Annotated in this window: 17 protein-coding genes, 2 tRNA genes and 1 pseudogene; 9 read left to right on the top strand and 11 right to left on the bottom strand. The window is 48.1% G+C overall.

Annotated features, from left to right (window positions below):
* Nucleotides 1–61: 61 nt before the first annotated feature.
* The 4 genes and pseudogenes from C2M29_RS11275 (at nucleotide 62) to C2M29_RS11260 (ending at nucleotide 6,137) form a co-directional block, all read left to right on the top strand.
* Nucleotides 62–3,286, top strand: coding sequence for a beta-propeller fold lactonase family protein (locus C2M29_RS11275; RefSeq protein ID WP_105189867.1), 3,225 nt, complete (start codon nucleotides 62–64; stop codon nucleotides 3,284–3,286).
* A 465-nt stretch (nucleotides 3,287–3,751) separates the two neighbouring features.
* Nucleotides 3,752–4,120, top strand: a pseudogene (locus tag C2M29_RS11270) (GFA family protein).
* A gap of 286 nt (nucleotides 4,121–4,406) precedes the next feature.
* The gene (locus C2M29_RS11265; RefSeq protein ID WP_158684718.1) at nucleotides 4,407–5,375 is read left to right on the top strand and encodes a hypothetical protein; all 969 of its coding nucleotides are present in this window, start codon (nucleotides 4,407–4,409) and stop codon (nucleotides 5,373–5,375) included.
* Between the two features lie 141 nt (nucleotides 5,376–5,516).
* Complete coding sequence (locus tag C2M29_RS11260; RefSeq protein ID WP_105189865.1) at nucleotides 5,517–6,137, top strand: TetR family transcriptional regulator; 621 nt, start codon at nucleotides 5,517–5,519, stop codon at nucleotides 6,135–6,137.
* A 27-nt stretch (nucleotides 6,138–6,164) separates the two neighbouring features.
* Here C2M29_RS11260 and C2M29_RS11255 read toward each other — a convergent pair whose 3' ends face one another.
* From C2M29_RS11255 to C2M29_RS11240, 4 genes are all read right to left on the bottom strand, one after another.
* Nucleotides 6,165–9,257 carry an efflux RND transporter permease subunit gene (locus C2M29_RS11255; RefSeq protein WP_105189864.1) on the bottom strand — a complete coding sequence of 1,031 codons (3,093 nt, stop codon included), beginning with the start codon at nucleotides 9,255–9,257 and terminating at the stop codon, nucleotides 6,165–6,167.
* Nucleotides 9,258–9,259: 2 nt separating this feature from the next.
* A complete protein-coding gene (locus C2M29_RS11250; RefSeq protein WP_105189863.1) occupies nucleotides 9,260–10,399 on the bottom strand; it encodes an efflux RND transporter periplasmic adaptor subunit in 1,140 nt (379 codons plus the stop codon).
* A 213-nt stretch (nucleotides 10,400–10,612) separates the two neighbouring features.
* Nucleotides 10,613–11,677 (bottom strand): DUF3083 family protein, encoded by a 1,065-nt coding sequence (locus C2M29_RS11245; RefSeq protein ID WP_105189862.1) that lies wholly within the window; start codon nucleotides 11,675–11,677, stop codon nucleotides 10,613–10,615.
* Between the two features lie 82 nt (nucleotides 11,678–11,759).
* Nucleotides 11,760–12,230 carry a CBS domain-containing protein gene (locus tag C2M29_RS11240; RefSeq protein WP_442792554.1) on the bottom strand — a complete coding sequence of 157 codons (471 nt, stop codon included), beginning with the start codon at nucleotides 12,228–12,230 and terminating at the stop codon, nucleotides 11,760–11,762.
* Nucleotides 12,231–12,320: 90 nt separating this feature from the next.
* Between C2M29_RS11240 and C2M29_RS11235 the strand changes: the two genes are divergently transcribed.
* From C2M29_RS11235 to C2M29_RS11220, 4 genes are all read left to right on the top strand, one after another.
* Nucleotides 12,321–12,713 carry a VOC family protein gene (locus C2M29_RS11235; RefSeq protein WP_105189861.1) on the top strand — a complete coding sequence of 131 codons (393 nt, stop codon included), beginning with the start codon at nucleotides 12,321–12,323 and terminating at the stop codon, nucleotides 12,711–12,713.
* A gap of 85 nt (nucleotides 12,714–12,798) precedes the next feature.
* A complete protein-coding gene (glnS, locus tag C2M29_RS11230; RefSeq protein ID WP_105189860.1) occupies nucleotides 12,799–14,466 on the top strand; it encodes a glutamine--tRNA ligase in 1,668 nt (555 codons plus the stop codon).
* A gap of 112 nt (nucleotides 14,467–14,578) precedes the next feature.
* The gene (locus tag C2M29_RS11225; RefSeq protein WP_105189859.1) at nucleotides 14,579–14,941 is read left to right on the top strand and encodes a VOC family protein; all 363 of its coding nucleotides are present in this window, start codon (nucleotides 14,579–14,581) and stop codon (nucleotides 14,939–14,941) included.
* 166 nt (nucleotides 14,942–15,107) lie between these two features.
* Nucleotides 15,108–17,135 carry a methyl-accepting chemotaxis protein gene (locus C2M29_RS11220; RefSeq protein WP_105189858.1) on the top strand — a complete coding sequence of 676 codons (2,028 nt, stop codon included), beginning with the start codon at nucleotides 15,108–15,110 and terminating at the stop codon, nucleotides 17,133–17,135.
* Nucleotides 17,136–17,515: 380 nt separating this feature from the next.
* On the opposite strand, the gene C2M29_RS11215 is transcribed toward C2M29_RS11220, so the two are convergent.
* The 5 genes from C2M29_RS11215 to C2M29_RS11200 form a co-directional block, all read right to left on the bottom strand.
* Nucleotides 17,516–17,592: transfer RNA gene (locus C2M29_RS11215), tRNA-Val, on the bottom strand.
* A 29-nt stretch (nucleotides 17,593–17,621) separates the two neighbouring features.
* A tRNA-Val gene (locus tag C2M29_RS11210) sits at nucleotides 17,622–17,698 on the bottom strand.
* Between the two features lie 117 nt (nucleotides 17,699–17,815).
* The gene (locus C2M29_RS11205) at nucleotides 17,816–18,538 is read right to left on the bottom strand and encodes a DUF3080 family protein (RefSeq protein WP_233998432.1); all 723 of its coding nucleotides are present in this window, start codon (nucleotides 18,536–18,538) and stop codon (nucleotides 17,816–17,818) included.
* An 8-nt stretch (nucleotides 18,539–18,546) separates the two neighbouring features.
* Nucleotides 18,547–18,837, bottom strand: a complete 291-nt coding sequence (locus C2M29_RS16605) for a hypothetical protein (RefSeq protein ID WP_158684717.1) — start codon at nucleotides 18,835–18,837, stop codon at nucleotides 18,547–18,549.
* The gene (locus C2M29_RS11200) at nucleotides 18,812–20,164 is read right to left on the bottom strand and encodes an MATE family efflux transporter (protein WP_105189856.1); all 1,353 of its coding nucleotides are present in this window, start codon (nucleotides 20,162–20,164) and stop codon (nucleotides 18,812–18,814) included. Before C2M29_RS11200 ends, C2M29_RS16605 begins: the two co-directional genes overlap by 26 nt.
* Nucleotides 20,165–20,234: 70 nt before the next feature.
* On the opposite strand from C2M29_RS11200, the gene C2M29_RS11195 reads away from it, so the two are divergent.
* On the top strand, nucleotides 20,235–20,858 hold the full coding sequence (locus C2M29_RS11195; RefSeq protein ID WP_105189855.1) for a riboflavin synthase subunit alpha: 624 nt from the start codon (nucleotides 20,235–20,237) through the stop codon (nucleotides 20,856–20,858).
* On the opposite strand, the gene C2M29_RS11190 is transcribed toward C2M29_RS11195, so the two are convergent.
* Together C2M29_RS11190 and C2M29_RS11185 are read right to left on the bottom strand one after the other, a co-directional pair.
* Complete coding sequence (locus C2M29_RS11190; protein ID WP_105189854.1) at nucleotides 20,855–21,058, bottom strand: CPXCG motif-containing cysteine-rich protein; 204 nt, start codon at nucleotides 21,056–21,058, stop codon at nucleotides 20,855–20,857. The two genes, C2M29_RS11195 and C2M29_RS11190, sit on opposite strands and share 4 nt — an antisense overlap.
* 78 nt (nucleotides 21,059–21,136) lie before the next feature.
* Nucleotides 21,137–22,018 (bottom strand): fructosamine kinase family protein, encoded by an 882-nt coding sequence (locus tag C2M29_RS11185; RefSeq protein WP_105189853.1) that lies wholly within the window; start codon nucleotides 22,016–22,018, stop codon nucleotides 21,137–21,139.
* Nucleotides 22,019–22,181 lie beyond the last annotated feature (163 nt).

Below are 22,181 nucleotides of genomic sequence, written 5' to 3'. Positions count from 1 at the left end.
GTTTGGGGCACTATAGCGACCAGGAAATATATTAAAAAGTAAATCAAAAAGGGAGAGTTTAATGTTTACAAGAGCTTGTTTTATCACTTTGCTAATTCTATCTTTTAATACTTACTCAAAAAGCATTAATCATATTACAACAAAAACTGATGGGAAAATCGATAAAGCAATTGATGTAGCAATTAGTAATGATGATCGATTCGTCTATGTGGCCGGTTTCTCTAATAGTGATAGCAAAAACGATCTTGTTGTATTTAAAAGAGATTTAACCAACGGCACTCTAAGTGCAGTCCAATCTGTCCCGGACTCATTCTCGCTTCTAAGAGTTTACGAGCTATTGTTAAGTCGTGATCAAAAAAATGTTTATGCACTGGAAGAAGACGGCGATCAACTATCCGTTCTTACCCGTGATAATGAAACAGGTATGCTAAGTGAAATCCAAAACATTAGTTCTTTTGATTTTCCTGAAGCTAATCTCTCTAACACAACAGTTTTGGCAGAGAGTAATGATGGTAAATATATACTGGTAAGCGGTGGTGCTCTTAGTATATCCGTATTTAAAAGACAGTTAGATACAGGTGTACTTGAATTTGTCAATTTATACGAAATCGGCCCCGATGTTTCTTTTAGCTATGAAGTTCGGGATCTTAAATTTTCATCATCCAATAATTTTTTCTATATCGCTGGGCCGTCAGGAATAGCAGTATTTAGTTTTAACGAGTCAAATGGTGATATTTCACATTTGTGGACCGCAAACGGTTATAACGACGAGACATTGAGCACCATTCAATCAAGTTGGGAAGTAGCTGTTAATGAGGTAACCAACGATGTTTATCTTGCTTCAAAATCAGGCCTTCACGTTTTTAGCAACAACTTAGTCTCCGGTCAATTACAGTTGAAGCAGCACGTTGAAATTGCGGCCTTGAACGCAACATTAATTAACCCCCGTAAAATAGAAATAAATAATAGCCAGCTTTATTTAGTGGTTGGGGAAGATAATAATTATGGTTCGTTTGATAAAAATGGGGTTATTCAATTTGATATAGATGGTGATTCTGGTTTTTTAACACAGAATGATGCGATTTTTAACGGTGTTGATGTTGAATTAATGCATGGTCCCATGGATATAGAGTTCACTGCCTCAGGTGAACATGCCTATGTGCCATCTTATTTGAGTGGGACTTTGTTAGCTTTTACACCAGACGAGGCGAACGGAAACCTGTCTTACCATACGGTGACGAATGCAGAGGACGGCGTAAGAGGCATAACAAGCCCGCTAAATATAACGGCTAGTGATGATGATAAGTTTTTATATGTTTCTGATAGAATCTCGGGTATTTCAGTGTTTGAGTTTTCTGAACAGTTGGAGTCACTAAAATTTATACAGAACAACTCACCATACAATGTAGAAGCAAGAAAATTCGATACCAGCCTTGTGCTAAGCCCTGATGGCAAACATATCTATTTACCTGAAAATGGAACTTATCCGAAAGTTCATTTATTTGAACGATCAAGTGAGACGGGTAAGGTAACGCTAATTAAAACCTTTAACGCTGAACAAAATTGGATAAATGATTTTGATGAGGCTACCTCATTTGTGATGAGCGCTGATGGTAATTATATGTACGCTTCTCATTCCAACAGTAACTGGTTGTTAACTGTACTTGCTCGGGATCCAGTTACAGGTGATCTAACACTGGTTGAAAGATTTCAAAATAATATTTATGGGAATACAGAAGGCATTTCCGAATTTCAGGGTGCAGTATACATAACTATTATGCCTGATAATAAACACTTGATTTTATATTCAAATAATTATGATTTGGCACTGTTTTCGATTGAACGGTCAACTGGGAAACTGACCTTGAAACAGTTGATGGAAAACGAGCTTTTTGGCGTTTCAAAAAGTGGAATAGCCACTTCATCTATAGGGGTTTATGGCAATACGCTTTATTTGCCTTATGATACACGTAATGATTATTCCTGGATAGTTGACTCTGGTATAGTTGTTGCCGAGTTGAACCCTGAATCCAGTATGATATCTCAAATACATAGATACAGTAGTAACGAACAATCACGCGAGTGGTTGCAAGGGATAACCGAAATTACACTTGACTCTCTTATTGGCCGCATTTATTTAACTAAGGATTATGGTGATTCTTTCATAGCCTTGCGTATAAATGATGCTACAAAAGAACTGTCATTTATAGAAGAAATAAAGCTTAAAGGAACCGTCTTAAAAGAGCAGGGGCAGCCAATATTGGTAAACACCTTTCACGATGGCAAGTATATTGTTAGCACAGATTCCTTTAATCAGAGTGTGAGTTTGTTTAGAAAAAACACACCTCCCGAGTTCAATGGAGGTACGCTAGACTTCAAAGCGCATGTTGGGGAGTATCTACTAATTGATTTTGAAAATCATTTTTCAGATTACGATAATGATCCATTAATATTTGAAGTCATTGGAAACACTTCTGACTGGATGAATGTGGGAGCTTCATATATTGATGGTACTCCCGGTTCAACTGATCTTGGTGCAACTTTAGAGTTAAATGTGTCAGATGGTGTGGACAAAATAAGTACCGAAATTAGTATTGAAGTGATTAACACTGAGCCTAAGTTTATTGGTTCAACGTCATCATATAACGTACATGTAAATGAAGAGATTAACATTAATTTTGATGAATTGTTTGAAGATGTCGATAACGATACTTTGGATTATGAAGTCAACGGAACATTACCGTCGTGGCTGACTTTTGATGAAAGGTCCTTACAAGGCACTCCAGGTTCAAGAGATTTGGGTGCAACTTTTCAGATAGAAGTTTCAGACGGTGTGAACCAAATAAGTACTGAAATTAGTATTGAAGTGATTAACACTGAGCCTAAATTCATTGGTTCAACGTCATCATATAACGTACATGTAAATGAAGAGATTAACATTAATTTTGATGAATTGTTTGAAGATGTCGATAACGATACTTTGGATTATGAAGTCAACGGAACATTACCGTCGTGGCTAACTTTTGCCGAAAAGTCCTTAAAAGGCACTCCCACAATTTCAGATGTTAATGCACAATTTACGCTAATCGTATTCGATGGAGTTAATAATATCGAAGTCCCTTTCGCGGTTAATGTAATAAAGCCCTCTCAGATAGGTGGTAATGAAGACAATAAGGCTAAAAGCGGTGGCGCTTTTTTTGACCTGATGTTATTTGGGCTCATACCCCTAATTTTTAGACTTATTAACTTTTCTACAATAGCTAAAAGATACAGGCCTCGTAATTGATTGAATTTAGCAAGTTGCTTATCCGGATGTATGAAAGTTGGCTGGTGTTGGTCCGGTGCTAAATTTAGCCAACTAATATACGCCGCATAGCGCGGCGTTAAGTTTATAAAGACCTCCCCGCGCAGTCATTGGAGTTTGCAGAGCTGGCATTTTAGAGTCTTGAGTCAAATATAGACAAATTTCAAAAGAGACTGCTGAGTCAGCATTCTTCTGCGACGGAATCGTCAGGAATGTCGTCGAATCTGTTGATTACAACCTGGAAGCAGAAGGTGGTAAGTCCCCCTGCCACAATTAGTCTATATGAAATTTGGAACCATATGGCTTTAGAAAGAATAGATTTCGAGCCCATCTATCAATATAAAGTTCAGCTGCTCTTGTACTCTTTCGTGGTTAAATTTAGCCAAACATTTAGCCCCATTGGTAAGGTGTTAAGCGAATAAGCTTAAATTTAGTTAAGGAGTAAAGATGTACAAAGGAAGTTGCTTGTGCGGTTCAATCCAGCTCTCACTAGACGGTAGTGTATCTTATAATCATTCACTGCCATTATTCGTTGTGTCGTAAGGCCAGTGGAAGTGCCTACGCTACCAATGGCTTCATCAATGCAGAAGATCTTAAGTTAAGAGATAAAGATAGCTCTCTTACGTTTTACGAACGTAGTGAAGGTGAACGAAAGTACTTTTGTAAAAACTGTGGTTTACCCATCTAGAGCTCAAATGATCAGTCTTCAGAAAGGTATCGACTTCGTTTGGGGGCATAGAGAGTGACATATCAGGACGACCACTTTCACACAATTTTGTTACCTCAAAAGCTAACTGGGAAGACTTAAATGCCTAATTCCCACGCCACCAGAGCCACGAACCTGGAAGAAAGTAGGCAGGTTAAAATTTGCCTAATAAAGTGTTTGCTATGCATGTTTAGTTTGCGTTGAGCTTGGTGTTTAATGTGCTTTACAAAAACACCTGTATTTTGTGTCTGCTCCCTTAAAAGGAATTTCGCTCACAGAAAACTCCAATATGTACCTCTATGATCAATCTACACCAGAGAGATCATGGTATGTTGCTAAACCCGCCTTTTTAACTAGGCTTTAACCTTAAACGTTAATGAAACCAAGGAGGTTTATGTGTCTGGGTTAAATCTTATTAAGCCTATATTGGCATGTATTCTGCTCTTGACGTTATCGGCTTGTGAAGCGCCCCAGAGAGAGGCGCGGGCCAATGACCAAGGAAATATGGCGCCACAGGCGTTGCCACAGGATGTGCAAATACCGGTCAATAAGGTGGATGTTACCACCACAGAATATGCCATTTTGGCGCCGGATTATTTACCCACCGGTTGGACTACCTTTGCATTTACCAACCGCGGTGGCCAGGAGCACTTTGTGGCCATGTACCGCTTGGTTGAAGGCAAGACCATAAAGGATCAGCTGCGGGAGGTGGCGCCGGCGTTTGACCCAATCATGCAGGGGCTGCGCAGCGGCGAAATGACCAAAGCGGATATAGGTCCATTTCTGGAGCACAACGTTCCGGACTGGGGGCTGCAAATGACCTGGGTAGGGGGGGCAGGACTCTTGTCCAACGGCCACAGCGTCGAGGCCACCTTTAATATCGATAAACCGGGCATCTATTTGCTCGAATGCTATGTGAAAGCGCCGGACGGTCAATGGCACACGCTGATGGGGATGTTGCATCAGATACAGGTCTATCCTGGGCCCACAGAGCAGCAACTACCCAGTGCCACCCATAACCTGATTATTGCCAACTCGGGCATTAGTGGACCTGAGGTGGTGAAAGCGGGTAAACACACCTTTCGTATTGATATCGGCGAAAACCCGCCGGGTTCTTTACCCTATGACTTACACCTGGCCAAGCTCGAAGAGGGCACGGATTTACAGCAGGTGTATTTTTGGATGGACTGGACCAATGTCGGTGGCTTGCGGGCGCCGGCGCCGGTGACCTTTTTAGGCGGTATTGAACAGATGGGCGTCGGTAACCATGGCTATGTCAGCGTCGATTTGGCGCCAGGCAAGTATCTGTGGTTGTCCGAGGTCAATGCCGCAAACATTAATCTACCCTTTGTGGTGACCGAGTAATAAGTTGAGTTACCTTAGCAATTGGGGGGCAAATAGCCCCTTTTCTTATATGGAAATTATGCCCTAAGCCCGTTCTTGCTAGTCACACTTGGTAACAAATATGTTAATATAATCAGCAAGTAAAATTATGGGACAAGCATAATGGCAAGGCGTAGTAAGGCCGATGCAGAGCAGACTCGGGCGGCAATTTTAGATGCCGCCGAACATCAGTTTTTTGAGCATGGGGTGTCCTGTACCACCTTGGCGCATATTGCCGCCGCGGCGGGGGTGACGCGCGGTGCCATTTATTGGCATTTTGCCAACAAGAATGACCTTTTTAACGCCATGCTTGAGCGCATTCGCTTGCCGTTTCGCATGATGCTCAGTGAGCTGCAACAGGCCAATGAGCAAAGCACCCTGGCTCAGGTGAAGGATGTGATTTGCCGCTCCATGTTGCTGGTGGAGCAGCAGCCTCAATATTATCGGGTGCTCACCGTGGTGTTCCATCGCTGTGAATACGTCGAAGAGTTAAATCCAGTGGTGGCGCAGCAAAAAGAGTTGAATCAGGAAGTGATTGCCACATTAACCTTGGCCTTTAACCGTGCCCTGGATAATGGCGAATTAAATCCCTGTATTCGCCCCGAAGATGCAGCCATATCGCTCAACGCCTTATTCGTCGGTTTGCTGAGCCAGTATCTGCAGCACCCGGGCTGCATGAACCTGACCAAACAGGTTGAGCCCTTACTCGATACCTTATTTGTAGGCCTAAAAAAGCCGGGCTAATTTAGCCCGGCTTGCAGTGCCCCCTGGTTATTTGTTGCGTACAAAGATTTTTTGTACCACCAAATAGAACACAGGGACGAGGAAGATTGCCAGGAAGGTGGCCGTTGCCATCCCGCCCAGTACACCAATACCAATGGCGTTACGACTTGCCGAGCCCGCACCTGTGCTGATCGCCAGCGGCAATACGCCCAGTGAGAAGGCCAGTGACGTCATGATGATAGGGCGTAGACGCAGGCGGATAGCCTCAAGCGTCGCCTTGATCACATCCAGGCCTTGTTGTTGCAGGTCTTTAGCAAACTCTACTATTAAGATGGCGTTTTTCGAGGCCAGACCCATGGTGGTCAACAGACCTACCTGGAAGTAGACGTCGTTTTCCAAACCGAAGATAAAGGCCGCACCCAGGGCACCGACAATGCCCAAAGGCACCACCATGATCACCGAGAATGGAATAGACCAGCTTTCATACAGTGCTGCTAAGCACAGGAATACCACGAGGATCGACAGGGCATACAAGAAGGGCGCCTGTGAGCCAGACATCTTCTCTTGGTATGAGGTACTGGTCCACTCGAAGTCGATACCTTCCGGTAGTTGCTCTACCAACTCGGCAACCACATTCATGGCCGTACCCGAGCTGTATCCCGGTGCCGGTTGACCTAATATCTCCATCGCCGAGATGCCGTTATAACGCTCCAAACGTTGCGGGCCATACACCCAACGGCTGCTGGCGAAGCTGTCGAACGATACCATCTCGCCTTGGTTATTACGCACATACCAGTGGCTTAGGTCTTCCGGCGTCATCCGAAATTGCGCATCCGCCTGCACGTATACCTTCTTAACGCGGCCGCGGTCTACGAAGTCGTTCACATAGGTCGAACCCCAGCCGATAGATAAGGCGTTGTTGATCTCGCTGATCGGCACACCCAAAGCCTGAGCCTTAAGTTGGTCGATATCCACTTGCAGCTGCGCCGCATCTTCCATGCCATTTGGACGTACTGCCATCAGCTCTGGACGCTGAGCGGCCATGCCAAGGAACTGGTTACGTGCCTGGAGCAGGGCTTCGTGGCCCAGACCCCCACGGTCTTGCAAGAACATGTTAAAGCCGGTGGCCTGACCCAGTTCAACGATGGGTGGCAGGTTAAAGGCGAAAATTTGAGCTTCTTTGATGGTCGAGAATTTGCCCATGGCACGGCCAATAATCGCCTGTACGCTTTGGTTTTCGTCGCGCTCGCTCCAGTCTTTTAGCCGGGTGAAGGCAAGACCCACGTTTTGACCCTGACCGGCAAAGCTAAAGCCGCTTACGGTAAACACGGATTGCACCGCTTCTTCGCTGCCGTAGTGATCGGACACCTGGGTCATGATCGCTTCGGTACGCTCCTGGCTGGCGCCACTGGGTAATTGCACCATGGTCAGGAAGATACCCTGATCTTCTTCCGGCAGGAAGGATGACGGCAGGCGGGCAAACATCAGTGCCATTACCGCCACTATCACACCGTACAGCGCCATAGAGCGAACAGGGCGTTTCAACAGCCCACCTACGGCCTTACCGTATTTGTCATTACCGCGGTCAAAGGTGCGGTTAAACCAGCCAAAGAAGCCGCCTTTGTTGTGATGATCGCCATGTAACGGCTTCAAAATGGTGGCACACAGGGCCGGAGTAAAGACGATAGCAACGAGCACCGACAGCGCCATGGCCGATACAATGGTAATAGAGAACTGTTTATAGATGGCACCGGTGGCACCACCGAAGAACGCCATGGGTACGAATACCGCCGACAATACCAGACCGATACCCACCAGGGCGCCGGTGATCTGGCCCATGGACTTACGTGTGGCTTCAATCGGCCCCAGGCCCTCTTCACTCATAACCCGTTCAACGTTTTCGACCACGACGATGGCATCGTCCACCAACAGGCCGATGGCCAGCACCATACCGAACATGGTCAAGGTGTTGATAGAGAAGCCCATGGCCGACATGATGCCGAAGGTGCCCAGCAGCACCACAGGGATAGCCAGGGTTGGGATCAGCGTGGCGCGGAAGTTTTGCATGAACAAATACATGACCACGAATACCAGGATCACGGCTTCAAACAGGGTCTGCACCACGGCGCTGATAGACACCTCAACGAATGGCGTGGTGTCGTATGGGATGGTGATCTTCACGCCCGCCGGGAAGTAGGCTTCCAGCTCTGCCAAACGCGCTTTAACCGCCTTGGCCGTATCCAGCGCATTAGCACCCGTGGCCAGCTCAATGGCAAAACCGGTGGCTGGCATGCCGTTATATCGACCCACGACCGCATAATTTTCACCACCAAGCTCTATACGGGCAACGTCGCTGAGTAAAACGCGAGAGCCGTCGGCATTAACGCGCAGCAATATCTGTCCAAACTCTTCTGGGCTGCTGAGACGGCTTTGTGCCGTAATTGCAGCGTTATACTGCTGACCCGGTAAAGCCGGTGCACCACCTAGCTGACCTGCCGTCACTTGGTTGTTTTGCACCCGAATGGCGCTGGTCACATCCGTGGGTGTTAGCTGAAACTCGTTCAGTTTGTCTGCATCCAACCAGATACGCATGGCATATTGGCTACCGAACACGGTGAGGTTACCAACACCGGGCGTGCGGCTGATCGGATCTTTAATGTTAGACACAACGTAATCGGAGAGGTCTTCACGGGTCATCGAACCGTCTTCGGAAATAAAGCCGATCACCATTAAGAAGCTACCGCTTGATTTAGCAACCGCCACACCTTGTTGTTGCACTTCTTGTGGCAACAACGGGATCGCACGCTGTAACTTGTTTTGTACCTGAACCTGAGCGATGTCCGGATCGGTGCCGGTTTCAAAGGTGAGGGTCAGGGTCACATTACCCAAAGAGTCACTCTGCGCCGACATATACATCAGGTTGTCGATGCCGTTCATGGCTTGCTCGATAACCTGGGTAATGGCGTCTTCGGCGGTTTTCGCCGTTGCACCCGGGTAGCTGGCGGTGATGGTCACCGCAGGTGGCGCCACCTGGGGGTACTGCTCCACCGGCAGTTGTTTAATTGATAGCAGACCGGCCAGCATGATGACAATGGCTATCACCCATGCAAAGATTGGCCGGCTAATAAAGAAATTCGCCATGCTTATGCCTCCGATGGGTTAGTGGTAACTTTAACCAGCGCCCCTGGACGGATTTTTTGTAAACCCGAGGTCACAACCATATCGCCTGCTTTAAGGCCCTTACTGACTAGCCAGCTTTGATCAACCTGCTGTGCCAGCTCGACCACGCGCACCTCAATGGTGTTTTCGGCATTCACCACCATCACGGTGGCTTCGCCCTTAGGCGTGCGCACTACCGACTTTTGCGGCACCAAAAGGCCGTTATCCGTATTACCCAGCTCAAGCTGGGCACGTACGAACATACCAGGCAGCAGTTCACCATCTGGATTTGGGAATACCGCACGCATGGTGACCATGGACGTCGATGGATCAACGCTGACCTCGGAGAATTGCAACTCGCCGGGGTGGCTATACCAAAGCTCTTCATCAAGCTTGAGTTGTACCGCCGGGGCAACCTCTTTGTTACTGGCATTGGTGGTTATGGCCTGACGTAAAGACGCAAGTTTTGACGCTGCCTTGGTCATGTCCACATAGATGGGGTCTAACTGACGAATGGTGGCCAAGGCATTACCTTGATTGGCGGTGAGTAGGGCACCTTCGGTGACCAAAGAGCGACCGATTTGACCGCTGATCGGGGCACGAATGCCTGTGTAGTCCAGGTTAATTTGGGCGCTGAGGACCGCGGCTTTGGCGGCGGCTAAGTCAGCTTGTGCCTGAAGACGCTGGGCATCGGCATCGTCAAAATCCTGTTGGCTAACCGAGTTGCTACCAAGCAGGCTTTTAATACGTTTAGCGCGCGCTGTGCTATTTTTAACCGCGGCTTCGGCTTTTGCCAAGCTCGCCTTGGCACTGGCCAGAGCGGCTTCAAAAGGAGCCGGGTCGATGCGATAAAGCACATCCCCTTTTTCGACCATTTGTCCTTCTTCAAAGAGACGAGACTGCAAAATACCACTTACCTGAGGGCGAATTTCAGCCTGACGGTAGTCCACGGTGCGGCCCACTAACTCGGTGTGTTGCATCACTGTTTGTGGTTGCAACTCATACGCTTCGATTTCCACCGCGCGTGGCGCGCTTTGGGGTTGAGCTTGAGCGCTCGACTGTTCACAGCCGCTAAGGCCAAGCGTCGCAACTATGGTCAAGGCGACCAGGGTTTTTGCTTTCATATCCTACCTTCTAAGAACAACAAATCGATCATATAGAGCGCAAATATACATACATGAACGTATGTAAGCAAGGTAAACTATTCCGTTTACACGTAACTCATTGTAACTGAAGCTAATAAACTTGGTATTAGAATGTGGTTTTTAGGTTTTTTTTGTGTCAGGGTGGCCGCCAATCCGGTTGGGAAGGCGGCGCAGATGAAGGCAGTTTTTGCCTTAGAGGGCGTAACTTAGGTGCTGATAGAAGCGGGTATTGATGTCTTGACGTTCGGGGTTAACATGCAGCTCCATACACAGGGATTTGATTACACTTTCTACCTGATTCATAAAGCGACCATAACCCATATCATGCCTGTCTTCGGTGCCGGCGACGATAACGAAGTCGATACTTTGCACCAATTGGCTGCCGTCATAAAGCAGGTAATTCTGGGTGCTGTCGACGCAGGGTAAGAAGCTCAGTTTTTCCAGCTCTTCATTGTGGGCACTGGTGTCTATGTCGCGGTGGCGAATGAGCGGCGTGCGGCCATTGGCCACCATGGCGCGTCGTGGCAGGCGCTTGGCTTCACAGGCGGTGACAAAGGCATCGGCGATACGGGCGTAAAACGGGGCAAAATCGGTGGCGTCGTGGTCCAATAACTGGGTTTTGACCTGACGGGTTAACGGCAGCGTAAAGCGTGCATAGGTGAGATCTCTGTGCTCCGGCAGTGGACAACCGCGGGCCTCATAACGTGAGTCAAGGGCCCTGAGCTTGTAGCCATAGCTTTCTTTATAGCCTTTGGCGCGGGCGAAAATATCATAGGTTAGATGCTGGTGGTCGCGAACCCTAAATGGCTGGGCCTGGTTTGGTAACTGTTCTTGCAGTGTGGTTAAAACCTTGGCGACGCGAGAGTGAAAGTCGGCACTGTGGGCGCGAATATCCTCGCCGGTGGCCAAAAACAACAAGCGTATTTTGCGTGCTTTTTGTGTTGCGTCGCCATGCAGGGTATGGGCTTCGTGATAGCGCGGGTTGTAGAAAAACATCTGCTGACGTTTGGTTTCTAAGCAATAGGCTTCTTCGTGGAAGCGTACGATAGGCAGCTTGTCATTAACTAATACGTGCACATTATGCAGTTCGGCATCGTCACACAGGGCAAAGAGCTGGCGTACGATGCGCTGATGGGCGCTGGCATAGTCGCTAAAACAGGCATAAAAATCCTCGTCGGGTTTGAACTCGGCGAGGATATACTGGTTAGCTCGGGCGTTGGTGGGTATATAGACCCGGTGTTGATTTTGTGAAGCCATGGTTGTTCCTTATTCCTTGGTATGTTCATTGGCTTCATTCTAGTGCTGATAAATGTCAGCGATGTTGCGCTAGATTAAACTTTTATGACTTTTCTATCAGGGCGATACTGAGCCTGACAAAATCAGATGAGGTCAGCACCCCGACTAATTTTCCAGCTTCAATCACCGGCATACAGCCATGACGGTTATTCAAGAAAAACTTGGCAATATCAATTAGCTGGTCGCTTGAATCGACGGTGTCAAAGCGAGTCAACATGATCTCACTAACAGGCGTTTGCTTTTCTTTGCGCTCCAGGGCATCGGCGCCAAATACCGAGATAATTTTCATTACCTGGGCGATGATCACCTTTTGCGTTAGCATGCCCACCAAGTGTTGTTTATCATCGGTTACCGGGATATGGCGAATATTGTACTCACGCATCAGTTGATGAACGTCATACAAAGAGGCATCCGCACTGGTAGTGACGGGAGAGGCCGTCATCAAATCCGCAGCACATTGCATGGGAGCGCTCGGCTCAGTGGCCGTTGCTTTAGACTCGGTCGAATTAGACATACTGGTTCCTTATCTCTTTCGGATTTTGTGCTTTTAACGCTACCCTTAACTATAGGAAAAAGTTTAGATCTCAATCAAAAAAGGTAGCGTATGCAATTACAGGGCTTAGATCATGTGGTCATTCGTACTTCAAAGGTAGAGCAGCTACTGGCGTTTTACCAGCAGGTGCTTGGCGCTACGCTCGAGCGGGTGCTTGAGGACGAAGGCTTGTATCAATTACGTGCCGGTACGGCGCTCATTGACTTACTTTGTACCGGTGGCAGCCTAGATAGCGGGGCACCGCCGGATGTGCGTACCTCTCCCATTGCACATATTTGTTTGCAAGTGAGTGCACCAAGCGAACAAGCACTGATCCGTACTCTAAAGCGAAAAGGGGTGATGGAGACATTAGCGTTTGCCACTCGCTATGGGGCAACCGGTTTTGGTCGTTCTTTATACATTCATGACCCGGACGGTAACACCCTTGAATTAAAACTGGTTTGACCCTACTAAAAGCTGTATGTTAAGCGCAGATTTTGTAATAATGCTTTGGTTAAAAGCCACGTAAAATTCAGAGGAAAGTATCCCAATGGCGGAGATTGAAAATCGCCCAACGAACTTTATTCGTAATATTATCGATGCAGATTTGGCGTCGGGTAAACATCAAAAAACACACACCCGTTTTCCGCCTGAGCCAAATGGTTTCCTGCACATTGGCCACGCTAAATCAATTTGCTTAAACTTCGGTATTGCCGAGGATTACCAAGGCCTGTGCAACCTGCGTTTTGATGACACCAACCCGGAAAAAGAAGACATCAACTATGTTAACTCAATCAAAGAAGACGTGAGTTGGCTTGGTTTCCATTGGGATGGCGAGATTCAATACTCTTCAAACTATTTCGATAAGCTTTATGAGTATGCCGTTGAGCTGATCACCAAGGGCTTGGCTTATGTGTGCTTCCTAACACCTGAGCAGGCTCGTGAGTACCGTGGCACGCTTACCGAACCGGGTAAAAATAGCCCGTACCGTGATACGCCGGTAGAAGAAAACCTGGCGTTATTCGAAAAGATGAAAAACGGTGAGTTCAAAGAAGGCGAATGTGTACTGCGCGCCAAGATAGATATGGCCAGCTCTTTTATGGTGCTGCGTGACCCTATTATCTACCGTATTCGCTTTGCACATCACCACCAAACAGGTGATAAGTGGTGCATCTATCCTATGTACGACTTTACGCATTGTATCAGTGATGCGTTAGAGGGCATTACCCACTCATTGTGTACACTAGAGTTCCAAGACAACCGTCGCCTATACGACTGGGTGCTTGATAACATCAGTATTGGGTGTCACCCACAGCAAATCGAGTTCTCACGCTTGAACCTGGAATACACCATGATGAGTAAGCGTAAGCTTAATCAATTGGTGGTTGACGGTCATGTCGATGGCTGGGACGACCCACGTATGCCGACCATTGCCGGCTTACGTCGTCGTGGTTATACGCCGGCTTCTATTCGTGAATTTTGTAAGCGTATCGGCGTGACAAAACAGGATAACATGGTTGAAATGGGCATGCTTGAAGCCTGTATCCGTGATGACCTGAACGACAACGCCGCCCGTGCTATGGCCGTGCTTGACCCGGTGCGCATCGTGATTGAGAACTACCCGGAAGATCAGGTAGAAATGCTGGATGCACCGAATCATCCAAACAAGGAAGAAATGGGTTCGCGTCAATTGCCATTTACGCGCGAAGTATTTATTGAGCGTGACGACTTCCGTGTTGAAGCGAATAAGAAGTTTAAGCGCCTTGTCCTGGGTAAAGAAGTGCGTTTACGTAATGCTTACGTGATCAAGGCCGAGCGTATTGAGGAAGACGGTGATGGTAATATAACCACCATCTACTGTACGTACGATGCCGATACCCTAGGTAAAAACCCGGCCGATGGTCGTAAAGTGAAAGGCGTTATTCACTGGGTGAGCGCAAGCCACTGTATCGATGCCGAAGTGCGTCTTTATGACCGCTTGTTTAATGTGCCAAATCCGGGCTCAGCGGATGATATTGCCGATGCCCTGAACCCTGAGTCACTCACCATTGTCAGCAATGCCAAACTTGAACCAAGTCTGGCGGATGCAAAAGCACTTGTGGGTTACCAGTTTGAGCGTACTGGCTACTTCTGTCGTGACGATCATTTTGAGCACCTGGTATTTAACCAAACCGTGGGTTTGCGTGATTCCTGGGCCAAGATTGAGCAACAAGACTAAGCGATACGCTGAACACTTAACTAATTACTGAGTTAATTGAAAACGGATACTTTTTAGGTATCCGTTTTTTTGTGCTAGCGTAAAAGTACCGACCCAGATTAATGAGTTCACCATGGCCTCAACCAGTCACGAAAAGTTTAATTACATCGAGTATCCGGCACGTGATTTACGCGCTACCAAGGATTTTTTTACCGCAGTGTTTAACTGGCAATTTACCGACTACGGTCCTGAGTACAGTGCCTTTAGCGGTGCCGGCCTGGACGGTGGCTTTTATGCCAGCGAGCAGTGTGCAAACACTCAAAACGGCTCGGCGTTGATGGTATTTTATTCCAAGGCATTGGAGCAAACGCAGCAAAAAATAGAAGCCGCGGGCGGGGTTATATGCAAGCCGATATTTTCGTTTCCTGGTGGTCGACGTTTTCACTTTATCGATCCCAGTGGCAATGAATTCGCGGTATGGTCCGAGCCGCAATAGGCGCGAATATCAAGAGACTCCCAGATAAACGATATTAAGCAGGGCAATCTTTGCAATAAAAGGTTGCTCAAAAAACAGCCTAACGTTCATAAAGTCATCATATAGGGGTAGCGTCGTGGCGGCGGATGTGTTTTGATGACAAGAAAACAATAATAACCTTCGTATTATGCTTAATAATCTGTCCCTTCGGAAAAAGATACTCCTGTTGATTGGCGGCACCTTAAGCGTGCTTATGGTGCTAGTGGCTGCGTTTTTTATCAACCATATTGCCGAACTATCGCGCAATAGTGTGGAGCGCGAGGCGCAGAATTATCTGCAAGCCGAGCAAATGTCCATGCGCTCTTTCTTCGCCCAGTATGGTAAGGTGGTTGAAACCTATATTACCAACCCCTCTTTAGTTGCCTTTTTTGAAGGCTATCAGCAGCGCGGCGCCAACCTGGATAGAATGCCAGGTTATAATCTTATCAATGAAGATTTTCAGCGTATTAGTGGTCGCGATAGCAATATTTTATCGGCGTTTTTCGCCTCTGCTAACACCGGCGAATATTTTAAGGAAAATGAGCGCACGTCCAGTTATGCCGATGGCCGTCCCTATTACGCTTATGAGCGCCCCTGGTGGCAAGATGCCATGAATAAAGGGGGCCTGTATGTCGGTGCCATCTCCGTGGACATCAGTACCGGTGATGTATCGGCTGTGGTGCAACAACCCGTCTATAACGATGCTGCCAAATTGGTGGGTGTAGGCGGTGTCGATTTGCAAATCAACGCCATCAAAGAGATGGTCGAGAATATTTCCTTCCAGGGTCAGGGTTACGGCTTTTTGCTCGACAGCGAGCTAAACGTGGTGCATTTATCCGCGCGCACCGAGCACCAACTCTCCATCACCGACGAGAATGGTGGCAAAGATAACCTCAGTGCGCTGGAGCAACAATTTTCCGACACCCAAGGCTTTAGTGCTTTAAATAAGGCGATGGCGGAGCAGTCAACCGGCATCGTTGAGGTGACCTTGAAAGGCGTCAAATATTATGCGCTTTTTAATGCCTTACAACTTGATAAGCCAATGATCGATTGGCATGTTGGGGTGCTAGTGCCGGTAAGTCTTATTGAAGAGCCGGTTAATGCTGCGGTGATGTCGGCATCGGTGGCCGTGGTGGTGATCCTTGCGGTGATCGTGGCGATGATCTTCTGGGTAACGCATCTGGTGATACAGCCCATTAGTTCTCTGAGCACCGTGATGCGCGATATTGCCACCGGTGAGGGCGATCTGACTCGCCGTATCGAAGTAAATAGTAACGATGAAGTGGGGCAACTTGCTCATCATGTGAATACCTTTATCGATAAGTTGCGGGCCTTGATGGTGCAAACCGCAGAGCAGGCCCAGCAACTCAGTCATGCAGCCAATCATTTGCAAAGCGTCTCAAGCGAAACCAACACCGAGATCCAAAAAGAAAAATTACAGGTCGACAGTGTCAGTACCGCGGTTACGGAAATGGCCACGACGGTCACCGAAATTTCACGCAACGCCCAGCACACAAATGCTGCCGCCGAATCGGTACAGGCGATAAGCGAGCAGGGAAGACAACAGTCTGGAGACTCGCAAAGAGTGATGAGCGAGCTGGCATTGCATATTGGCGCAGCGGCCGAGGTGGTATCCGGTCTGGCGCGCGAAAGTAACAATATCGGCGCCGTTATCGATGTGATCAATGGCATCGCCGAGCAAACCAATCTGCTGGCACTGAATGCCGCTATTGAAGCGGCCCGTGCCGGCGAACAAGGTCGCGGTTTTGCTGTGGTTGCCGATGAAGTGCGCTCCTTGGCCAGCCGCACCCAGGAGTCTACCGATGATATTCGGACCATGATAGACAAGCTGCAGCGCATTGCCGAGCAGGCTTCCGATATGATGCAACAAGGCCAGGAGCGCGCGCAAAGCTCGGTCACACAAACCGAAGCGGTGCTTGAGTCGTTGCAACAGATCAGTGAGGCGGTGGCCCATGTGCTCGACCAGAGTCATCAAATTGCCACCAGCACAGAGCAGCAAAGCATAGTTGCCGAGGATATCAATACCAGCCTGAATGCCATAAACGAGCTAGTGAATAGCACCGCCAGTCATGCGGACGTGCTTGCCCATGAAGCCAGCGAGCTGAATGTCCTAGCCACGTCATTAAATGGCACTGTGAGTCAATTTAAACTTTAAAAATAAGTACTTAAACAGCCCTCGTTTTCGGGGGCTTTTTTATGCACAGTGAATTAATAACGCGCATATCGAGACCGACCCTAGGTACTGGTTATTGGTAGTGCGCTAAGCAACTAACTGAGCTCATCTGTAATAGGATTGGGGGGTGTTTTTGAGAATTGGTACGACCGAGTGGATTCGAACCACCGACGCTTGGCCGGGTCATAGAGAGCGGGTGGTGCTCTAACCAGCTAAACTAGTTACTTATAGTTTTATTTTTTGAAATGAATTGGTACGACCGAGTGGATTCGAACCACCGACCCTTGGGCCGGGCCATAGAGAGCGGGTGGTGCTCTAACCAGCTAAACTAATTATTTATAGTTTTATTTTTTGGAATGAATTGGTACGACCGAGTGGATTCGAACCACCGACCCCCACCATGTCAAGGTGGTGCTCTAACCAACTGAGCTACGGTCGTACTGCATACGAGAAGTATTTTTAGAGAATTGGTACGACCGAGTGGATTCGAACCACCGACCCCCACCATGTCAAGGTGGTGCTCTAACCAACTGAGCTACGGTCGTACAATCTAATTTTCGTGCCAAAACGTTAACCCTTGGCAACGCCGTGTAATATATAGTGTGTCTAGGACCTTAGCAAGTGCAATTGGCTAATTTCCTGATTGTTTGCTTTTTTTTTATTCATACCGGACTAATATTGCACCGCTTATAAAACCCTTGCCACCAGCGAACATGATCCCGACTTGATGCTTTGAGGCGCGCCAATAGGCTCTCTTGCTCTTCGGTGCCGACAATAGCCCTTTTAGCATCGGTTTTGCCATCGGCAAATTGCCACACCTGCGCCAACAAGGGGGTAAATTCTTCTAAAGCGCCACTTAGTTGCGCCTGATACCCCTGCAATTCCTTTATATAAAACAGGTTAAAAATATTGTGCAATATGGTCGCCGCTTCACTGTGGCGTCCAGGCGGGCACACCTCGTTGGTTAAGGTAATGGGTTGCAACTGGGATGTCAGTTGATTATTTAGGATTATTTGTTGGCGGGTTGCGGTTAAAAGTTTACGCACATAATCATTGCCGTTGAGTTTGGCCAGCGCCAGGGTAATTGCATCGGCATCTATCGCTTGCCAATCTTCTTTGGCCACGGCATTGGCAACATCAGCCAATGTGGCTAAGGCTTCGGCGCTCGCTGCTCGGCCCGCTTGCTCATCATAATCCAGTTCACGGGCGGCAAGTGTGAACAGTCGGGTGAGCTCAGGCTCCTGGCTAAGCATCAGGTTAAATGCGTCTTTGGCGCTGGCGATCTTAAACGTTTTTTCCGCTTCCAGGGCACTGCGCAACTGCGATGACAAGTTGGTGCTTTGAGCATGTGCCAAGCAGGGGTCGACCAGTTGGATAAAGCGAATATGGTATTTTAAGCGTTCGGACGCACTGGCGACTTTACCGAGCTGGTTATTATGAGCGCAATATGCGCAGCCAGGCGACAGTGATTAATATCTGCCAGCGCCAGTACGCTGATGTTCTGGCTTGGGGAAAGGGGAACGCTGCGAAAGCGCTCCCAGGGCGATAAGCGGACTTGGCTTTGTTGGTCTATGGCTAAATACTTACCAAGTCGATACTGGTATTCGTTATAGCGGGCGCTCGGGGCGTCGCTGCATCCCCCGAGTATTACCAGTGTGCTAAAAATTAAAAGGAGCTTGTGCAAGACGCCTCCGCAGCACGTAAATTAACAGTACTGCAGCACAGGATAGCCCAACTATGATGCCGAGCCAAAACCCTTGTGCGCCCATGGCGGGCACAATCAAGTCTGTTCGTCCCAAGACATAGCCCAAGGCAAAGCCCACCAGCCAGTAAGACACAAAGGTGATATAAGAGATGGGGGCGGTGTGTTTAATGCCGCGCAGCATGCCGCTGGTCACCACCTGCAGCGCATCCGGCAATTGATAGAAACACGCCAGAACCATAATGGCCGTGGCCAGGGCCAGTACCTCTGGGTTATCGCTGTATAAGGCGCTAATATCTTCACGCAGCAGGTAGGTTATGAGCGCAACGAATGCGGCAATGGCGATGGCGAGGATAAAGCTGGTGCTCATACAACGGCGCAAGGCTTGGTAGTCATTTTGCCCATAAAGGTTGCCAAAACGAATTGCCACCGCCATGGACAGGCTATAGGGCAGCATAAACAACAAGGTGGTGACCGACGCGGCGACCTGGTGTCCGGCGACAACCACGGCACCGAGAGAGGCGATAAACAAAGGGATACAGGCGAACAGGGTGACCTCAAAGAAAATCGCCAGGGAAATGGGCACACCCAGCTTAAATTGCTGCCACATCGCCTTAGCGCTGGGAGCGGCAAACGCCGTCATAAGGTAGCGCCCGTTTATGCGCTTGCTCATCATGCTGTAGACCAACAAGGAAATGCCCATGGCACTCAAAACGATGGCCGTGGCCACACCGCAGCCGGCCCCACCGAGGGCTGGAGCGCCCAACTTGCCATGGATAAAAATATAGTTGGCGGGGATATTGACCAGCAGACCGATAATAGAAATATAAAAGGCGGGGGTAGTGTAGGCCTTACCCTCGGCGACATTGCGAAACAAGGAGTAAATGATAAAGCCCGGCAAGCCAAATTGTACGTAGGTGATGTAATCCCCTGCCAGTGACTTAACCTTTTCACCGGTGTCGAGCAGGGCAATTACCCCATCTGCGAAATAGGCGAGGACAAAGCCGAGTAAACATAAGAGCACCGCAAGATAACAGGCTTGTTGGAAATGCCCGGCGATGGCCTTTTCATCGTCGGCACCAAAGCTGTGCGCGACCAGCGAGGTCAGCGCAATCAAAATTCCAAGTAGCGCAAATACCACAGGGTTCCATAAACCGGTAGCGATAGACAAAGCCGCTAAGTCGGTGGCGCTGACCTGACCGGCCATAATGGTGTCAACGACAGACATTAATACCAGCGTCACCTGGGCAAAAAACACCGGTGCAGCAAGGCGCAACAGGCGGCTTGCTTCCCAAGTACAAAACTTCATAAGTGAAAAAACATCAGATAAGATAAAGCGCTATTCTATCTTGTTGGTTTCAACTTAAAAAGGAAATACGATGTTTACCGGTATAGTGCAATGCCAGGCTCAGGTGCAAAGTAAAACACTCATAAACGGCGTACAGCGATTAGTTTTGGCTGTGTCGCCTAGGTACCTAGAAAACCTGGAGTTGGGCGCCAGCATTGCCGTAAACGGCTGTTGTTTAACCGTGGTTGAATACACTGCCGATACAAACCCTTTAGGAAGCGTGCAATTCGATGTGATTGATGAAACCCTGGCGCTCACCAATCTCGGTCAACTGGAATGTGGCGATAAGGTAAACTTTGAGCGCTCCATGACCTTTGGCAGTGAATTGGGCGGGCATATCGTGTCCGGGCATATTCATTGTGTTGGTAGCCTGTTAGAGCGTATCGACACCGAGGATAACTGCCGCATGCACATTGCTCTGGATGCTAAGTGGCGTGAATATGTTCTGTATAAGGGCTTTATTAGCGTCAATGGCGCGAGCCTCACGGTAGGGGAATTGTCCGAGCAGGGGTTTTGGTTGCATCTTATTCCAGAGACCCTGGCTATCACTAACCTAGGTCAGATGGCGCTCGGCGCCGCGATAAATATTGAGGTCGATCAGCAAACCTACACCATAGTACAAACGGTGCAGCGTTATTTGCGTCAGCAGCATTAAAAAATTTGTTCGTCGTCGGCATCAATCCGCAACTGCACCGTGTTCAGCGCATGGTCTATGTGCATATTCACATGAATCGGGTTGCAGCAGGCGGCGCAATCTTCATAGTAATCCTGATCGCCCGAGCTGGTGTCGACGTCGACAAAAATGTGGTGACCGCAATGGGGGCATCGCACCCTTTGTAAGCTGTAGTCTTTCATAACTACCTCGTGTGACAGTCTAATGACATCACTTAAAGTATAGTTATGTTTTCCCTGCGCTTTGGGAAAATTTCCATCTTAATCGTACTCTTTAATCACACTGTCTATGGTCTCTTTGGCCTGAGTTAGGTAGTGACCAGCGAAGATGTTGGCATGATTCAACAGATGATAGAGATTGTAGATACGTTCCCTCTGTTCATAGCCTTCGGCTAATGGGTAAACGCTTTGATAGGCGTCATAAAAGGTATCGGGGAAGGCACCAAAAAAGCGGCTCATGGCGATATCCACTTCCCGATCACCATAATAACAGGCCGGATCGTAGACGCAGGGAACGCCGCCATGAAAGCCGACATTGCCACGCCAAAAATCGCCATGCAACAACGAAGGTTGTATATGATGGTGGTGCAGGGTGTCTTTAACCTGGGAAACAAATTCATCGATGTCGCAAAAATAGAAGCCTTTTTCTGCCAATAGCTGTAATTGCCAGCCAATGCGGTCTTCACTGAAGAACACATCCCACTTTTTATGCCAGCGATTGGGTTGTGCGGTGATGCCGATAAAATTATCCCTTTCATTGCCAAACATGCCTTGCTCATGTTTGGCATGAAGTTGTGCCAGATACTCGCCCATATGGGTCCATCCAAGCTGTTTGGCTTGATCTGTATGAGGTTCTAAATCGAGCCACTCGAGTACATTAAAGCAGTACTCTAAGGTGGTGCCGGTGAGCAAGCAATCGGGCACCATAAACAGCGACTCCTTGGTTAACAGCTCTAGATCTGCGGCTTCGCATTCGAGTCGCTCCAAGGACGCTAAAGGTGCAACCTTAACAAAAAACTGATGCTGGCCATCGGAGATTTTAAACAGGTGATCGGCTGAAGAATTCGTTAATTGCTGTTTGTGCACCAGGGTAAAGGGGCTGTTGAGTGTCTCGCTTAGTAACTGAGTCAAGGTATTCCACATAACCACAAACCGCTAAATTTCAGGGGTACCTAAAGTATGGCAAAGTTCTGATTCACTGCAAAAATATTCCTGGGTTAGTCAATCATGCAATCTGGAATACACGGCAATTCTGGTGATATAACAAGGAGTAGATGCTGCTAATGCGGCATCGGCCATTGATTAA

Source organism: Pseudoalteromonas sp. T1lg48, from assembly GCF_002964785.1.
Classification (GTDB): domain Bacteria; phylum Pseudomonadota; class Gammaproteobacteria; order Enterobacterales; family Alteromonadaceae; genus Pseudoalteromonas.
The sequence above is the reverse complement of the archived record's forward strand: the minus strand, read 5'-3'. Positions and strand labels throughout refer to the sequence as shown.

Bases quoted from the DNA above. Each gene is read 5' to 3' on its own strand.
- C2M29_RS11275 (WP_105189867.1), top strand. From the start codon at position 62: ATGTTTACAAGAGCTTGTTTTATCACTTTGCTAATTCTATCTTTTAAT.
- C2M29_RS11260 (WP_105189865.1), top strand. From the start codon at position 5,517: ATGGCAAGGCGTAGTAAGGCCGATGCAGAGCAGACTCGGGCGGCAATT.
- C2M29_RS11255 (WP_105189864.1), bottom strand. From the start codon at position 9,257: ATGGCGAATTTCTTTATTAGCCGGCCAATCTTTGCATGGGTGATAGCC.
- C2M29_RS11250 (WP_105189863.1), bottom strand. From the start codon at position 10,399: ATGAAAGCAAAAACCCTGGTCGCCTTGACCATAGTTGCGACGCTTGGC.
- C2M29_RS11245 (WP_105189862.1), bottom strand. From the start codon at position 11,677: ATGGCTTCACAAAATCAACACCGGGTCTATATACCCACCAACGCCCGA.
- C2M29_RS11240 (WP_442792554.1), bottom strand. From the start codon at position 12,230: ATGTCTAATTCGACCGAGTCTAAAGCAACGGCCACTGAGCCGAGCGCT.
- C2M29_RS11235 (WP_105189861.1), top strand. From the start codon at position 12,321: ATGCAATTACAGGGCTTAGATCATGTGGTCATTCGTACTTCAAAGGTA.
- glnS (WP_105189860.1), top strand. From the start codon at position 12,799: ATGGCGGAGATTGAAAATCGCCCAACGAACTTTATTCGTAATATTATC.
- C2M29_RS11225 (WP_105189859.1), top strand. From the start codon at position 14,579: ATGGCCTCAACCAGTCACGAAAAGTTTAATTACATCGAGTATCCGGCA.
- C2M29_RS11220 (WP_105189858.1), top strand. From the start codon at position 15,108: ATGCTTAATAATCTGTCCCTTCGGAAAAAGATACTCCTGTTGATTGGC.
- C2M29_RS11200 (WP_105189856.1), bottom strand. From the start codon at position 20,164: ATGAAGTTTTGTACTTGGGAAGCAAGCCGCCTGTTGCGCCTTGCTGCA.
- C2M29_RS11195 (WP_105189855.1), top strand. From the start codon at position 20,235: ATGTTTACCGGTATAGTGCAATGCCAGGCTCAGGTGCAAAGTAAAACA.
- C2M29_RS11190 (WP_105189854.1), bottom strand. From the start codon at position 21,058: ATGAAAGACTACAGCTTACAAAGGGTGCGATGCCCCCATTGCGGTCAC.
- C2M29_RS11185 (WP_105189853.1), bottom strand. From the start codon at position 22,018: ATGTGGAATACCTTGACTCAGTTACTAAGCGAGACACTCAACAGCCCC.